The organism is [Mycobacterium] manitobense, from assembly GCF_025821665.1.
In the GTDB taxonomy this organism is placed as follows: Bacteria; Actinomycetota; Actinomycetes; order Mycobacteriales; family Mycobacteriaceae; genus Mycobacterium; species Mycobacterium arseniciresistens.
This window is the reverse complement of record NZ_JACKSJ010000023.1, coordinates 1-13,783: the sequence shown is the minus strand read 5'-3', so window position 1 is coordinate 13,783 and position 13,783 is coordinate 1. Positions and strand designations below refer to the sequence as shown.

Annotated in this window: 16 protein-coding genes; 7 read left to right on the top strand and 9 right to left on the bottom strand. The window is 70.7% G+C overall.

The genetic code is table 11. From position 1 onward, the window contains the following. Window positions 1-524, top strand: a 524-nt coding sequence (locus H7I41_RS02765; protein ID WP_372503650.1) for an Rv1352/Rv1906c domain-containing protein, incomplete at its 5' end; no start/stop codon positions are given. A 6-nt stretch (window positions 525-530) separates the two neighbouring features. Here the strand turns inward: H7I41_RS02765 and H7I41_RS02760 are convergent. From H7I41_RS02760 to H7I41_RS02745, 4 genes are all read right to left on the bottom strand, one after another. Next, the gene (locus H7I41_RS02760; RefSeq protein WP_264011030.1) at window positions 531-971 is read right to left on the bottom strand and encodes a response regulator; all 441 of its coding nucleotides are present in this window, start codon (window positions 969-971) and stop codon (window positions 531-533) included. Then, window positions 968-2,614: a sensor histidine kinase gene (locus tag H7I41_RS02755; RefSeq protein ID WP_264011029.1), complete on the bottom strand. Its 1,647-nt coding sequence runs from the start codon at window positions 2,612-2,614 to the stop codon at window positions 968-970. Before H7I41_RS02755 ends, H7I41_RS02760 begins: the two co-directional genes overlap by 4 nt. Continuing rightward, a complete protein-coding gene (locus H7I41_RS02750; protein ID WP_264011035.1) occupies window positions 2,611-3,819 on the bottom strand; it encodes a PP2C family protein-serine/threonine phosphatase in 1,209 nt (402 codons plus the stop codon). The genes H7I41_RS02755 and H7I41_RS02750 overlap by 4 nt, the downstream gene beginning before the upstream one ends. A 137-nt stretch (window positions 3,820-3,956) precedes the next feature. Continuing rightward, complete coding sequence (locus tag H7I41_RS02745; protein ID WP_264011028.1) at window positions 3,957-4,688, bottom strand: ZIP family metal transporter; 732 nt, start codon at window positions 4,686-4,688, stop codon at window positions 3,957-3,959. Window positions 4,689-4,791: 103 nt separating this feature from the next. On the opposite strand from H7I41_RS02745, the gene H7I41_RS02740 reads away from it, so the two are divergent. Next, window positions 4,792-5,223 (top strand): PPOX class F420-dependent oxidoreductase, encoded by a 432-nt coding sequence (locus H7I41_RS02740; protein ID WP_264011027.1) that lies wholly within the window; start codon window positions 4,792-4,794, stop codon window positions 5,221-5,223. Window positions 5,224-5,232: 9 nt separating this feature from the next. Here the strand turns inward: H7I41_RS02740 and H7I41_RS02735 are convergent, their stop codons facing one another. The 3 genes from H7I41_RS02735 to H7I41_RS02725 form a co-directional block, all read right to left on the bottom strand. Continuing rightward, window positions 5,233-6,162 carry an esterase family protein gene (locus H7I41_RS02735; protein WP_264011034.1) on the bottom strand — a complete coding sequence of 310 codons (930 nt, stop codon included), beginning with the start codon at window positions 6,160-6,162 and terminating at the stop codon, window positions 5,233-5,235. Between the two features lie 169 nt (window positions 6,163-6,331). After that, on the bottom strand, window positions 6,332-7,249 hold the full coding sequence (locus tag H7I41_RS02730) for a hypothetical protein (RefSeq protein ID WP_264011026.1): 918 nt from the start codon (window positions 7,247-7,249) through the stop codon (window positions 6,332-6,334). A 42-nt stretch (window positions 7,250-7,291) separates the two neighbouring features. Further along, the gene (locus tag H7I41_RS02725) at window positions 7,292-7,987 is read right to left on the bottom strand and encodes a hypothetical protein (protein ID WP_264011025.1); all 696 of its coding nucleotides are present in this window, start codon (window positions 7,985-7,987) and stop codon (window positions 7,292-7,294) included. A 181-nt stretch (window positions 7,988-8,168) separates the two neighbouring features. Between H7I41_RS02725 and H7I41_RS02720 the strand changes: the two genes are divergently transcribed. Both H7I41_RS02720 and H7I41_RS02715 read left to right on the top strand, forming a co-directional pair. Beyond that, window positions 8,169-8,708 carry a sigma-70 family RNA polymerase sigma factor gene (locus H7I41_RS02720; protein WP_264011024.1) on the top strand — a complete coding sequence of 180 codons (540 nt, stop codon included), beginning with the start codon at window positions 8,169-8,171 and terminating at the stop codon, window positions 8,706-8,708. Next, window positions 8,705-9,406, top strand: coding sequence for a hypothetical protein (locus H7I41_RS02715; RefSeq protein WP_264011023.1), 702 nt, complete (start codon window positions 8,705-8,707; stop codon window positions 9,404-9,406). Before H7I41_RS02720 ends, H7I41_RS02715 begins: the two co-directional genes overlap by 4 nt. 10 nt (window positions 9,407-9,416) lie before the next feature. On the opposite strand, the gene H7I41_RS02710 is transcribed toward H7I41_RS02715, so the two are convergent. Then, window positions 9,417-9,935 carry a hypothetical protein gene (locus H7I41_RS02710; protein ID WP_264011022.1) on the bottom strand — a complete coding sequence of 173 codons (519 nt, stop codon included), beginning with the start codon at window positions 9,933-9,935 and terminating at the stop codon, window positions 9,417-9,419. An 86-nt stretch (window positions 9,936-10,021) separates the two neighbouring features. Between H7I41_RS02710 and H7I41_RS02705 the strand changes: the two genes are divergently transcribed. Beyond that, complete coding sequence (locus H7I41_RS02705) at window positions 10,022-10,690, top strand: M15 family metallopeptidase (RefSeq protein WP_264011021.1); 669 nt, start codon at window positions 10,022-10,024, stop codon at window positions 10,688-10,690. A 69-nt stretch (window positions 10,691-10,759) separates the two neighbouring features. Beyond that, window positions 10,760-12,103 (top strand): aldehyde dehydrogenase family protein, encoded by a 1,344-nt coding sequence (locus tag H7I41_RS02700; RefSeq protein ID WP_264011033.1) that lies wholly within the window; start codon window positions 10,760-10,762, stop codon window positions 12,101-12,103. Window positions 12,104-12,113: 10 nt separating this feature from the next. Here the strand turns inward: H7I41_RS02700 and H7I41_RS02695 are convergent, their stop codons facing one another. After that, window positions 12,114-13,103: a haloalkane dehalogenase gene (locus H7I41_RS02695; RefSeq protein ID WP_308214576.1), complete on the bottom strand. Its 990-nt coding sequence runs from the start codon at window positions 13,101-13,103 to the stop codon at window positions 12,114-12,116. Window positions 13,104-13,126: 23 nt separating this feature from the next. On the opposite strand from H7I41_RS02695, the gene H7I41_RS02690 reads away from it, so the two are divergent. Continuing rightward, the coding region (locus H7I41_RS02690) for an enolase C-terminal domain-like protein (protein ID WP_264011020.1) at window positions 13,127-13,783 on the top strand (657 nt) is incomplete at its 3' end.

Sequence of the window (13,783 nt, the reverse complement as noted above, 5' to 3'; positions counted from 1 at the left end):
CGTTGCCCGCCGAAGCCGCACCTTCCGCGGAGGCCGCACCTCCCGAGGAGGCCCCACCGCCCGGGGAGGCCGCACCGCCCGCCGAAGCCGCACCGCCCGCGGAGGCTTCGCCGGGATCGGCACCGGCCCCGGACGCCGCGCCCGAAGAAGGCGCACCACCGGCCGAGCCGCAGACCGCCATGAGCGAGGACGGCTCCTACAACGTGGGCACCCAGATTGTCCCCGGAACGTACGTGTCCTCCGGACCGGTGGAAGGCGGCGTCTGCTACTGGAAGCGCCTCGGCGCCGGTGACCACGGCGAGATCCTCGACAACGCGATGACGAAGAAGCCTCAGACGGTGTCGATCGAGGCGACGGACCGGGCTTTCAGCACCTCCGGCTGTCAGCCGTGGCAGCGGTCGGACTCGGCGGCACCCGCGAAGACCCTGCCGCCGATCGTGGCCGGACTCCAGTTCCGGCAGTGGATCAACACCATCGACAACAACGCCCGCCAGTCCGGCAACGGCGCGCTGCCCCCGCGCTGACGCCGCCTAGAACTGCGGCAACCGGACCACCTGGACGAAGAACTCGTCGATCTGGCGTACCGCGTTCATGAACTGATCGAGGTCGACGGGCTTTGTCACGTATGCGTTGGCGTGCAGTTTGTAGCTGCGGAGGATGTCCTCCTCCGCCGACGAGGTGGTCAGCACGACGACCGGAATGTGCGACAGATCGGGATCGGACTTGATCGTCTCAAGGAGCTGCCTGCCGTCGTACTTCGGCAGGTTGAGGTCGAGCAGGATCAGATCCGGACGCGGCGCGTCCGGGTAGGCGCCTCGCTGATACAGGAAGTCGAGGCCTTCCTCGCCGTCGTGCGCGACATGAAGGTTGTTCTTGATCTTGTTGTGCTCGAACGCTTCCCGGGTGATCAACTCGTCCCCGGGGTCGTCCTCGATCAACAGGACGTCGATGGCGCGGCCGGCCGTGGTCATGAGGGTGTTCCTTCCGGTGAAGCCGCCGCCAGTTCGTCGGTTGCGGCGTGGGGCGCGGTGAGCGCAGCGGGCAGGGTGAAGCGGAACCGGGTCCCGTCGGAGTAGTCGGTGTCGATCCAGATGGCGCCACCGTGGTGTTCGACGATCTTCTTACACAACGCCAGGCCGATGCCGGTGCCGGTGTAGGTGTCGCGGCCGTGGAGCCGCTGGAAGATCACGAACACCTTATCGACGAACTCGGGGCCGATGCCGATGCCGTTGTCCGTGACGGTGATCAGCCACTGCCCATCGTGGTCGCCGGCGCCGGCCTCGCAGTTGATGACGATGCGCGGAGCGCGGTCCTCGTGCCGGAACTTCACGGCGTTGCCGATCAGGTTCTGCCAGAGCATCGCCATCAGCGTCGGGTCGCCGACCACCCGGGGCAGCGGCGCCGACCGCACGATCTGCGCGCCTGCCTCCTCGATCGAGGTCTCCAGATTGGACAGCGCGGCGTCGAGGGTGGCCTCGAGCTCGATCTCGGCGTACGTCGCGTTGAGCCGGCCGACGCGGGAGAACGTCAGCAAGTCGTTGATCAGCACCTGCATCCGCTTGGCCCCGTCAACGGCGAACCCGATGTAGGAGATCCCGCGCTCGTCGAGCTGATCGCCGTACCGCTTCTCCAGAAGCTGACAGAACGAAGCCACCTTGCGCAGCGGTTCCTGCAGATCGTGCGAGGCGACGTAGGCGAACTGCTCGAGTTCGGCGTTCGACCGACGCAGGTCGACGGCCTGCTCGTCGAGCGCTTCGGCCTGCAGCACCAGCCGCTCGCGCGCCGATCGCGACGAGTCGAGCTCGTCGACGATGCGCTGCCGCATGTTCTCTACGTCGACGGCGATGCCGCGGATGTCCTTGGGCCCCCGGGGGACGATGCGTTCGGTGAAATTGCCTTCGGTGATGCGGCGGCACGTCTCGGCCAGGCGTTCCAGCGGGCGGCTGACCGCGTTGCGGACCAGCACCGCCAACCCCACCGCCGCGGCGATGAACGCCACCACGATCGCGACGAGAACCCGGTCCCGCCAGGTGCGGACCTCGGCGAGTTCGCCCACGCCGGTGGCTCTCGCCACCGACAACTGCTCGTTCTGGACGTTGAACAGGGCCCGCAGGTTGTCGAACTCGAGCTTGCCGCGCTCGGCGGTCGTGCTGTCGACGAAGCTCGGTTGGCCGGGAGTGACGCTGCGGATCAACGGCTCCGCATAGTTCGTCCGCCACGAGTCGGCGGCCTTCTCGATGGCGTCCAGGGCGGTGAGCAGGTCGGGCCGGTCAGCCAGCCTGGCGCGGATGTCATCGGCGGCGACCTGCTCCGCGCGCTGTCCGTCGTAGTACGGCTGGAGGAACTGGCGATCGGCGGCGATGGCGTATCCGCGAACCGCGGTCTCCTGGTCGCGCAGCGCCGCCTGGAGTTGATAGGCCGCCACCCGGGACGGCTGGATGCCGTCGACCAGATCGCGGGCCACGCCGTCGGTCCGGTTGAGCAGCACCACGGTCGCCACCGCGCCCGCCAGTACGACGAAGCCGATGACGGCCAGCACCAGGGTCTGCCAGCCTGCGACCGTCAGCTGCGAGCCCCGGTGCCGATCGGCGACGGATGCTGGTTCACCGGTCACTGCGGCGTCCGTTCCACCCGCACCACCGCAATGTCGTCGGTGATGCCGCCGTGGCCACGCGCCATCTCTTCCGCTCCGTTGATCAGGGCTTCGACGAACTCCGGGCCGGGCAGGTCGGCCAGCGACCGGGCCAATGCGAGGAGTCCGTCCTCGCCCAGCCGTTCGTTGCCGCGGCCGGAATGCCCTTCGAACAGCCCGTCGGTCAACAGGACCAGTCCCTTCCCGACGGGGAGTTCGACCTGTTGGGGCGCCCAGTCACCGGAGTGCAGCCCGAGGGCGGGACCGCCGGGTGGCTCCACCCAGTCCACCGTCCCGTGACCGTGCAGCAGCATCCCCGGATGACCGGCACGGACCGCGGTGATGAGCGGTTTGTCTGGCGGGATCGCCAGGCTGAGCACGGTGGCGAAGATCCTCCTGCTGGCGCGCTCGGCATGCAGGATCCGCTCGAGCTGTCGCATCCGCTCGCTGCCGCGCAGGCCGGCGAACGTCAACGCGCGCCACGCGATGCGCAACGCCACGCCGAGCGCCGCCTCGTCCGGTCCGTGACCTGCGACGTCACCGATCATCACGTGCACCGTGCGGTCCGGTGTCTGCACGAAGTCGTAGAAGTCGCCACCGAGCAGGGCGTTCTCCCGGCCGGGGCGGTACTGCGCGACGATCTCGACGCCCGGATTGTCGAGGAGCAGCGGCGAGGGAAGCAGCCCGCGTTCGAGCCGGGAGTTCTCCCGGGCCCGCAGCCGGCTGGCGTGCAGTTCCACCGCGGTCAGCTCCGCGCGCTTGCGTTCGATGGCGTAGAGCACCGCGCGACGCAGCATCTCCGGTTCCACCCGGCCCTTGACCAGGTAGTCCTGGGCGCCGGAGGCGACGGCGGAGACCCCGAAGTGCTCGTCGTTGCGGCCGGTGAGGACGATCACCGGGATGGTGGCGTCGCGGGCAGCGATGCGGTCGAGCGCCTCGATGCCGTTGACATCGGGCAGATGCATGTCGAGCAGCACGCAGTCCGGGCGCCTCATCGTCAGCTCACGTTCGGCCTGCGCCATCGACTCGGCCCAGACGACGATGAAGTCGGCGTCAGCGTCGGCCACCAGTTCTTGGACGAGTACGGCGTCGCCGCGGTCATCCTCGACCAACAGAAGGGACAACGTCTGACGCTCGATCGGGGGTGGGAGCACGGGCATCGGTCCCGAGTCGTGCGGGGCGCGCATCGGCAAGTCGTCCTTCACCTCACATCACGCGGGCCGCGTCCGCCTCCGACCGAAGCGACGCTGACGACAATACCCAGCGGGTCCGGCGCCGGTGCGGCGATACCGGCGTATTACGCCGGTTAAGGCGGCGATCCCCGTCAGGACGCCAGCACGAACGACAGGAAGAAGCCGCCGGCGGTGGCGAAGGCGTTCAGCGGCCGGCCGTGTTCGAAGGCCTCGGGCATCAGGGTGTCGGCCAGCGAGGCGAGCACCGCGCCGCCGGCGTACGCCAGAGCCACCGCGAGGACGTGTTCGCTCATCGCGCCCGCTGTGAAGCGACCGATCACCACCGCCGCGGCCAGTAGCACCCCGCACGCCACCCACGTCCCGATCACCGCACGCACACTGGTCCCGCCGCTGCGCATCGCGACGGCACTGACCAGGGCCTCCGGCAGATTCGAGAAGAAGATCGCCACCAGCAGCGACAGCGAAACGCCGCCGACCAGGGACACCCCGAGGGCGAGGTTCTCCGGCACACCGTCGAGGGTCACCGCCGCCAGCAGGGCGAGGCCCATGCCCGAACGCCCGCCGGACGCCGCGACCTCGCGCTCGTCCGGGCCGGACTTGCCGCTGATGTGGCGATCGAGCGCGGTGTCGATCAGCACGAACGTGGCGGCGCCCGCCAGCAGGCCCAGCCCCGACGGAAGTGCGCCGCCCATCGTGAACGCCTCTTCGAAGAGTTCGAAGGCCAGCGCCGAGATGAGGGCGCCGCTGGCGAACGCCAGCAGCACCCCGGTGACCTTCTTGGGTGGACTCCACCGCACACCGACCGACGCCCCGATGACGAGGGCGCTGGACGCGGCGAGCCCGAACAAGACCGCGGTGAGCACGTCGGCATCCACTCCTTTCCGGTACCGACTACGGTGTGGCCGTTTCGGCGCCGTCCAAACCGCCGCGGAATAGGCCGCTGCCGGCGAATGGTTGGCTCTCGACATGACCGACATCACGTTCGACCCGCGTGCGCTGGTCGCCCAGAGCCGGCTGGGTGTGCTCGCCACGCTGAAAGCCGACGGCCGTCCGCAGTTGTCGCCGGTCACGCCGTACTACGACCGCGACGCCGACCTGCTCTACGTGTCGATGACCGAAGGCCGGGCGAAAACCGCCAACCTGCGCCGGGATCCGCGTGCCGCACTGGAGGTGACGAGTCCCGACGGGTGGTCCTGGGCCACCGCGGAGGGCACGGTCACGCTCACCGGCCCGGGCACCGACCCGCACGGTCCCGAAGTCGAGGCCCTCGTCGACTACTACCGCAGGGCTGCGGGCGAGCATCCCGACTGGGACGAGTACCGCAGCGTCATGGTCTCCGACCGGCGCGTGCTGATGACGATGACGGTCGCGCACGTCTACGGCGAGCGCCTGCGCTGAGGTTGCCGCTCAGGCTGTGGGAGCCGCCCCGAGCACTTTCTGCAGGTCAGGCTTCATCGCCTGCAGCTGAGCACCCCAGTACCCCCAGCTGTGGTTCCCGTCCGGCGGGAAGTTGAAGATCGCGTTGCGCCCGCCCGCGGCGACGTAGCTCTCCTGGAACGCCTTGTTGGTGTTCAGCGTGATGTTCTCGAGGAAGCCGGCGGAGAACGTCCCGCCGAAATTGCCTCCCGCAGTGCTCAGGTCCGATGTCGTGCCGGTGCCGCAGTACACCCACACCGCCGTGCCGTTGGCGACCAGCCTGGCGATGTTGACCGTCGGGTCGTTGCGCCGCCATGCGACGTCACGGGCCGGCCCCCACATGTTCGTCGAGTTGTAACCCCCCGCGTCCTTCATCGCCAGCCCGATCATGGTGGGCCACAAGCCCAGTGAGGGATTGAGGTAACCCGACAGCGATCCCGCGAAGATGAACTGGGCGGGATGCCAGATCGCGAGGTTCAGCGCTGACCCGCCCGACATCGACACGCCCACAACGGCATTCCCTGTCGGTGAGATGCCGCGGTTGGCCGCCAGCCAGGCGGGCAGCTCCCGGGTGAGGAAGGTCTCCCACTTGTAGGTGACGGTGCCACTGGAACCCGCCGCCGGCTGGTACCAGTCGCTGTAGAAACTCGACTGTCCGCCGACTGGCATCACCAGCGACAGACCCGACTGGTGGTACCACTCGAACGCCGCGGTGTTGATGTCCCACCCGTTGGCGTCCTCCTGGGCCCGAAGGCCGTCGAGCAGGTACACCGCGCGGGGACCGCCGCCCTGGAACTGGATCCGGATGTCGCGCCCCATCGACGGCGACGGCACCGCCAGGGTCTCCACCGGCAGTCCCTCCCGCGAGTAGGCGGCGGCAGTGGCGGACTGGCCCGCAATCCCCAGCAGGCCCGGCAGCATCAGCGCGAGCAGGACGACGACCGACGCCCGGGGTGTCCGTGCGCGCGACCTGGACTCAGAACAAGCCATCATCGGTATCCGTCTCGGTTCGTTGGCAGTGCACCGGGCACGGTATCGCCGTCGAAGCGGTCCGGCGTGCCGCCCACGCCGGGCCGTGATCGGCTTGTGATCAGGGGACTCGGCGACCTTCCTCGCCGTCCCCGAGCGCGAGGAACACGGCTTCGAGCACCGCGGGCCTGCCCGCACGCAGCGCGGTGTGCCGCGACGCGGTGTTGAGGCGGTCGATCGTGCCCAACAGCAGGCGGTCCCGGTCGCCGACGAGGCGCGCCCAGCATGTCTGCGCCGATGCGGCATAGCGACGGCCGGCGTACTCGGGTTCGATCGCCTCCTCCAGAATCTCGTCGCCCTCGAGCCAGTTGACCCGGCCGGGGGCCACCGCGAGCAGTCCGACGGTGCGCCCGCCCGCACGCACGGCATGTGCCCGGCCGTCCGCGCACCAAGCGGTCACCGCCTCCGCGTCGGCGGGGAAGATGTTGCGGCGCAGCGCCGGATCGGTCGTTGCCAGCCTGCCGTACGCGCGGGCGACGAGTTGCACCGCCTCGTCGCCGACGTCGAACCGTGTCAGCTCCACCCGGCCGTCCGGGGCGGCCATGTCGCGGCAGCGTGCGGCGTGCACTGTCAGGTCGGTGACGACTCCGGCACCGGTGAGCCGGCCGGGTGTGGCATAGAGGCGCAGGGCGCCCGGCGCGAACGCCGCCCACTCCGACCGCACGCAGTCCCGCAGGTCGTCGAGGTCCTCGAAGTCGTGGGCGACGACCTCGACGAACGGCCGTCCGATGTCGCGGCCGCGGAACCTGATGCCGCCGAGTAGGGCGCCCCGGGAGGAGCCGACGAGGCGGTGGGCGAACTCGCCCGGGGTGATGCCCGGCAACCGGACCTCGCGGAATTGCGCCGCGAATTCGGGATCGTCGACCCGAGCCGTCTGCTCCGACAGCCAGTCGTCGACGACGCGGTGGCCCCCGTCGCGGTACACCAGCTGCGCAAGTGCGTACTGGTCGGCGAGTGAGGGCCACCGGGTCGGAGACATGCGGACGAGCCGATCAGATGCGGCCCGCCGGGGCAACCGATTTCAGGGCCGGAAGGATCCGTTCACCCGGTTCGGGGAGACCAGAGTGCCGTTGATCGTCGCGCTCATCGATCCGTTCTGCGCGCGCTCGAGGCGCTCAGCCCGCTCCAGCTGACGCTTGTTGCGCACCTTTTCGCGGAACTCCGCCTGCTTCAGCTGCTGCTTCTCGAAGACCGTGAGGTCGTCGTTGTCACCGGTGAACTGCACGCCGAGCGACGAGCCGTCGGGACGCACGATCCAGGACGCGCGGGTGGTGCCGGCGGCCGCGGTGTAGATGCCGGCGGGCGGTTCGGCGGGGGCGGCGGTGAATTCGTAGGTGGTCCCGTCCATGGTCAGGTCGCCCTCGACATCGGTGCCGTCGAACGACGCCGTAAGTGTGTCGCGGAACCGGGACGTGATGTCGATGCCGCCGGCGTTCTGTTCGCCGAAGAACCAGGCTTCGTCGTCGGTGCCGTTGCAGGCGTACGCGGTGATGTTCTTGCCGTCGACGGTGATGCCTATCGTCATCGCGGCGCCGTCCTTGTCCATGTCGGCGACGAAGGTGGCCGACGGCGGGAAGGCGGTGGCGGCGGACGTGGCCGACGAGGTCTGCGTGGCATCCGGTTTCGCGGGTTCGGAGCCACCGCCGCAGGCCGACAGAGTGCCCAGTGCGAGCAACGCACCGGAGCAGGTGAGCACGATCCGGCGGTATCCACCCATGACGAGGTCCTTTCTGTGCGCTCCGGGCGGAGCGGGTCATTCCCATCGACGGGCCGGGGGTCGAAAAGGTTCAGCTCGGTTCGCGGTGACCTCCGCGCCGCGGTGCCAAGCCTGACAGAATCGGGCACAACCGGTGTCGGGTTGAACCGGATCGCAGTCCCACCCGTCGAACAGGTGAGAGATGACAAGCCCGGAGACGCCACCCACAGCGCGCACCGCCGGCCAGGCCGAGCAGTTGCGCGCGATGCATGATGCGCACAGCCTTCCGCTTCAGCGCTATGTGCTGCGGCTGACCCGCGGCGATCAGCAGTTCGCGGAGGATGTGGTGCAGGAGTCACTGTTGCGGCTCTGGCAGAAGCCGGAGGTGCTGGCCCGGCCGAGTGAGTCGGTGCGGGCCTGGCTGAACACCGTCGCCAAGAACCTGGTCATCGACGATCGTCGCAGCGCGCGCTTCACCCGCGAGCAGCAGACCGAGGAGATGCCGGAGCGGCAGACGCCTGACATCTTCGGCCCCTCGGTCGACAAGATGGTGCTGGCGGACGTCTTGCGGTCGTTGAGCTCGGAGCACCGGGCCGCGATCGTCCGGACGTACTACCTCGGGCAGACCATCGGTGACATCGCCGCGCACGAGGGGGTTCCGCCCGGCACCGTGAAATCACGGCTGCACTACGCGGTTCGGGCGTTGCGAACAGCTTTGGAGGAGAGGGGGGTGGTCCGATGAGTACGGACGACAACCTGGCCGAGTGGGATGCGGCCTACGTGCTCGGCGCCCTGACGCCGCAGGAGCAGCAGGAGTACGAGCGGTATCTCGCCGCCGATCCCGCGCGCGCCGCGGAGGTGGACGAGCTGCGGGTGATCCCGCCGCTCCTCGACGCGCTGACACCCGAGGAGGCCTACGCGCTCCTCGATCCGGCCGGCACGGACGAAGAACCGGGGGAGCCCGTCGCTGTGACGTCCCTCGCCGACGCCCGCGCCGTGCGGAAGAGCCGCTCGCGGACGGGGATGTGGACGAGTGCGCTCGCCGCCGCAGCGGCACTGCTGCTCATCGGCGGCTTCGTCGGGTACGCGGTGATCCCGCGGCAGGCCACCCCGACGGGCGAGGTGGCGCTGCAGGCGATGTCGCCGGGCTCCCGGGGCGGTGTCAGCGCCGCGCTCGCGGTGTCCGAGAAGGGCTGGGGCACCCGGTTCGACTGGACGTGCGAGTACACCGCCGAATGGGCCACCGGCGTGGCGAGTTACGACCTCGTGGTCACCACCGTCGACGGCGCTCAGTCGACGGTGGCGTCGTGGAGTCCGGCCGGCGACGAAGCCACCGGGCTCGCCGCCGCCACGGTCATCCCCACCTCGCAGATCCGCACCGTCGACATCCGGGTCGCGGGGACGGACACCAAGCTCGCGGTGACGACGGTGAACGCCTGACCGGGACGACTCAGCCGCAGAGCCGCCGCACCTCGGCGTCGGCCGCGTCGGCGTCCCTCAACCGGGCCGCCTGATCGGGATCGGAGTTCTGCGCGCCTGCCGTCGCTGCGGCCGCGATGTCCATGAGTGCGTCGGCGAGTCGGTGCACCGCATCGGACAGCTCGGTGGGGGTCGCCGGGTCCAGGCGCGCCAGCAGGTACTGGCCACCGTCGAAGAGGGACAGCCGGGCATTGGCGGCTGCGGCGAGCGATCCCGCGACGTCGTCAGGCGCGACGGGCCCGGGCTCGCCGGTGTTCAACGACACCCCCGTCCGCACCAGATCCACTGCCGCACAGGCGTTCTGCCTGGCCTGATCACGCTGCGCCTGCGGGTACTGCACATCGGCGGCCGACCCGGGGAACGTGCGCCACAGCGCCCACCCGGACAGGCCGAGTGCCGCGACGGCGAGCACCAGCGCAGTGCCCGACACCCACCGTGAGCGTTGCGGTACCCCGGTGTCCGGCGTCTCACCGGGCAAAGGCTGCGACATGTCGGCGATCGTAGCCGCGACGAGGCGGACTCCCACATCGACGGCCGGGTCCGCCGGCGCGCCCGCATCCGAAATAGGATCTCCGCATGCGGCTGCCGGTGCTCATCGCGATCACGGCGGCGACGGTCGCGCTGAGCGCGTGCACCCCGGCCGCAACCGAGCCGCAGCCGCCCGCCGGACCGGCCGCCCCACCGGTCCCGACTGTCGCCGACGACTCCCGGCCGCCCGGCGCCGCCCTGCTGATCGGCCCGGCGGCGCAGTACCCGGGCACCGGCCCGACCGACGCCGACACCTTGACCATCGGTGACGCCGCCACCGACACGGTGGGCGGCCTGCTTCCCGGCGACACGATGCTCAGCCCGTTCGAGGTGTCGACGCCGATCCTCGAACTCCTGGACCCCGCGCTGCTCGACGCGGTCCAGCAGGCCGCCCGGCGCGCCGCCGCCGACGGCGTCGAAATGAGGATCACCTCGGGGTGGCGGTCCCGCGGATTCCAGCAGCGGCTGCTCGACGACGGCGTGCGCACCTACGGCGGTCTCGACGCCGCACGGCAGTTCGTCGCCACCCCCGAGGTGTCAAGGCATGTCGTCGGCGAGGCGATCGACATCGGCCCGACCACCGCGGCGGAGTGGATGATCGCCAATGGCCGCCGATTCGGGCTCTGCCAGATCTTCGCCAACGAGAACTGGCACTTCGAGCTCGCCACCGACGAGCGCGGCGAGTGCCCGCCGCTGCGCCCCAACGCGGCGGGCTGAGCGCGCCGCGTGTTCGACCACGCGGTGTAATCACCGACGGCAGGGGTACACGAAACCGTGCCCGAGACCATGACGATCCGCGATCCCCGCACCGGTGACGTCGCCGCCGAAGTCCCGATCGCCGACGCGTCCACCTGCGACGCAGCGGTGCGCCGCGCGCATGCTTCCGCGGCAGGCTGGGCCCGCACCCCGGCCGCCGAGAGGGCTGCCGCGCTGAGTGCGGCCGCCGGCGCGGTGCGCGCCGCCGCCGACGAGCTGGCCGGCCTCAACGAACGTGAGACCGGAAAGCTCATCGACGACGCGCGCGGCGGTGTGGAGGCCGGCGCCGGGACACTCGTCCAGTACGCGGAACTGGGCCCGCTGCACCGCGGCCGCAGCCTGCACGGCGGCTGGTCGGCCACCGACCTGATGATCCCCGAGCCACGCGGCGTGGTGGCGGTGCTGACGCCGTGGAACGACCCCGTCGCCGTGGCGGCCGGGCTGCTGGGCGCTGCGCTGGTGACCGGCAACACGGTCGTGCACAAGCCCAGTGAGCGGTGCCCGGGCACCGGCCGCCGGTTCGCCGAATTGCTGGCCGCCCAGCTGCCCGACGGTGTGCTGGAGATCGTCGACGGCGACGCGACGGTGGGCGCCCGGCTCGCCGCAGCCGACGAGGTCGACGTCGTCGCGCACGTCGGCAGCAGTGTCACCGGCCGCGCCATCGCCCGGGCCTGCGCCGAGCGGGGCGCTGAGGCGATCCTGGAGAACGGCGGCAACGACGCGCTGCTCGTCGACGACGGCGTGGACCCACGGTGGGCCGCCGAGCAGGCGGCGCAGGGCGCCTTCGCCAACGCGGGCCAGATCTGCGTGTCCGTGGAACGCATCTTTGTCACCGAATCCGTCGCTCAACCGTTCCTCGACGCGCTCGTCGAGCAGGCCGGCGTCTGGGCCGACCGGATCGGGCCGCTGGTCGACGAGCGTCAGCGCGAAGTGGTGCACCGGCACGTCACCGAGGCGGTCAAGGAGGGAGCGCGGGTGCTCGCCGGGGGCGAGCGGGGCCGCGGGCCGGGCACCTTCTATCCGCCGACCGTGCTGACCGACTGCGCTCCGGACATGTTGGTGTTCCGCGAGGAGACGTTCGGTCCGATCGCCCCGGTGCGGGTGGTTCCGGACTTCGGCACCGCGCTCGCGGAGGCGGCCGACGACCGCTATGGCCTGGCGGCCACCGTGCTGACGCCGGACATGGCACACGCACAGGAGGCGTGGCGGGCGCTTCCTGTGGGCACGGTGAAGATCAACGCCGTGTTCGGCGGGGCGCCGGGCGGCGCCGCCGAACCGCGCCGCGCCAGTGGCAGCGGCATGGGCTACGGCCCGGAACTCCTCGACGAGATGACTGCCATGAAGGTGGTGCACTGGTCACCGCCGCCGGCGTGATCCGGCCGGCTCACCGCCCGGCCCCGGCGAATTCGGCGACGATGCGGCCGAGTTCGGCCCCGCGTTGCTCCTGCACGAAGTGGCCGGCACCCGCGATGGTCACGTGCGCCTGATCCCGCGCCCCCGGCACCCGCTGCTGGAACACCTTCTCCCAGCCGGCGGTCGCGGGATCGCCGTCGGAGTAGGCCGTCAGGAACGGCCGGTGCCACCGCTCGAGCGCGGCCATCGTGGCGCGTCCGATCGCGGCGCCAGGATCGTTGCGCGTCAACGGGATCAGCGCGGTGAGCTGCCGCAGCCCGGCCTGATAGGACGGGTCCGGGAACGGCGCGTCGTACGCGGCGAGCACACCGGGTTCCAGCGGCCCGGCGACGGCGTCGAGGAACATGCTGGCTGTGATGGTGGGACTGCGCTGGTAGTACGACACGTAGTCCAACAGCGTCTCGGTCAACAGCACCGCATCGTCGCCGACTCCGTGGTGCGGCCACGTCAGGGCCCCCGCCAACGCGGGGTCACAGGTGTGCAGGATGGTGTTGCTGGCGACCACGCAAGAGAACCGGTCCGGGTCGCGGGCCAGCACGCTCAGCCCGATCGGCCCGCCCCAGTCCTGAGCCACCAGGGTCACCTCCCGCAGATCCAGCCCGGTGACCAGGCTGTGCACCCAGTCGACGTGCCGGCCGAAGGTGTAATCCGTTCTCTGCGTTGGCTTGTCGGAGCGACCGAAGCCGATGTGGTCCGGCGCGACGACGCGGTGCCCGGCATCCACGAGCACCCCGATCGTCGTCCGGTAGAGGTACGACCACGTGGGCTGTCCGTGCAGCAGCAGCACCGCAGGGCGATCGGGCGGCCCTTCGTCGACGTAGTGCATCCGCACCGGCTCGCCCCCGCGGCTTCGCACGTCGATGTAGTGCGGTGCGAGGTCGAAGCCGGGCAGGTCCGCGAAACGGTGGTCGGGTGTCCTCAAGACATCCATCTTCACCCGTCCCGCCGCGTCGTCGGACATCGAACCCGTAGCTTGGTCTGCTGGTGAGAACATTAATCGACTTCGACGCCGCACCCGCGTTCGCCATCCCGGCGATCGACGCCCGGGGTGGGCCGACGGTGTGCGAAGGCATGCTGCTCGAGGGTCCGCAGGGGTGGGGCGAGTTCAGCCCGCCCGCCGACGGCGGTGACACCGAGGCCGCGCGCTGGCTGACCGCTGCCGCCGAACCGGGCACCGTGGGCTGGCCCGACCCGCTGCGCGGGCGGGTGCCGATCGCCGTTCCGGTGCCCGCTGTCGGCACCGACCGCGCGCACGCGATGGCCGCCTCGTCCGGTTGCCGAGCCGCCGACGTCACCGTCATCGGTACCGCGGATTCCCTCGCCGGCGACATCGCCCGCGTCGCCGCCGTCCGCGACGCCATCGGCACGGCCGGTGCCCTGCGCTGCATCCCGTACCGGCGGTGGGACGTCGACACGGCGGTGCGTGCGATCGAAGCGCTCGACGAAGCCGCCGGCGGTCTCGAGTTCGTCGAACATCCCTGCCGCACAATCGGAGAGCTCGCCGCGGTGCACCACCGGGTCGATGTCCTGGTCGCCGTCGACGCGTCCGCCGCCGACCTGGCCGAGGTGACGCCCGGCGCGCTCGCCGACGCCGCGGACCTCGCCGTGCTCCGGTGCGGGCCGCTGGGCGGGGTGCGGCGC

Bases quoted from the DNA above. Each gene is read 5' to 3' on its own strand.
- H7I41_RS02730 (WP_264011026.1), bottom strand. From the start codon at position 7,249: ATGTCTCCGACCCGGTGGCCCTCACTCGCCGACCAGTACGCACTTGCG.
- H7I41_RS02725 (WP_264011025.1), bottom strand. From the start codon at position 7,987: ATGGGTGGATACCGCCGGATCGTGCTCACCTGCTCCGGTGCGTTGCTC.
- H7I41_RS02695 (WP_308214576.1), bottom strand. From the start codon at position 13,103: ATGTCCGACGACGCGGCGGGACGGGTGAAGATGGATGTCTTGAGGACA.
- H7I41_RS02705 (WP_264011021.1), top strand. From the start codon at position 10,022: ATGCGGCTGCCGGTGCTCATCGCGATCACGGCGGCGACGGTCGCGCTG.
- H7I41_RS02760 (WP_264011030.1), bottom strand. From the start codon at position 971: ATGACCACGGCCGGCCGCGCCATCGACGTCCTGTTGATCGAGGACGAC.
- H7I41_RS02710 (WP_264011022.1), bottom strand. From the start codon at position 9,935: ATGTCGCAGCCTTTGCCCGGTGAGACGCCGGACACCGGGGTACCGCAA.
- H7I41_RS02715 (WP_264011023.1), top strand. From the start codon at position 8,705: ATGAGTACGGACGACAACCTGGCCGAGTGGGATGCGGCCTACGTGCTC.
- H7I41_RS02700 (WP_264011033.1), top strand. From the start codon at position 10,760: ATGACGATCCGCGATCCCCGCACCGGTGACGTCGCCGCCGAAGTCCCG.
- H7I41_RS02740 (WP_264011027.1), top strand. From the start codon at position 4,792: ATGACCGACATCACGTTCGACCCGCGTGCGCTGGTCGCCCAGAGCCGG.
- H7I41_RS02750 (WP_264011035.1), bottom strand. From the start codon at position 3,819: ATGCGCGCCCCGCACGACTCGGGACCGATGCCCGTGCTCCCACCCCCG.
- H7I41_RS02735 (WP_264011034.1), bottom strand. From the start codon at position 6,162: ATGCTGCCGGGCCTGCTGGGGATTGCGGGCCAGTCCGCCACTGCCGCC.
- H7I41_RS02720 (WP_264011024.1), top strand. From the start codon at position 8,169: ATGACAAGCCCGGAGACGCCACCCACAGCGCGCACCGCCGGCCAGGCC.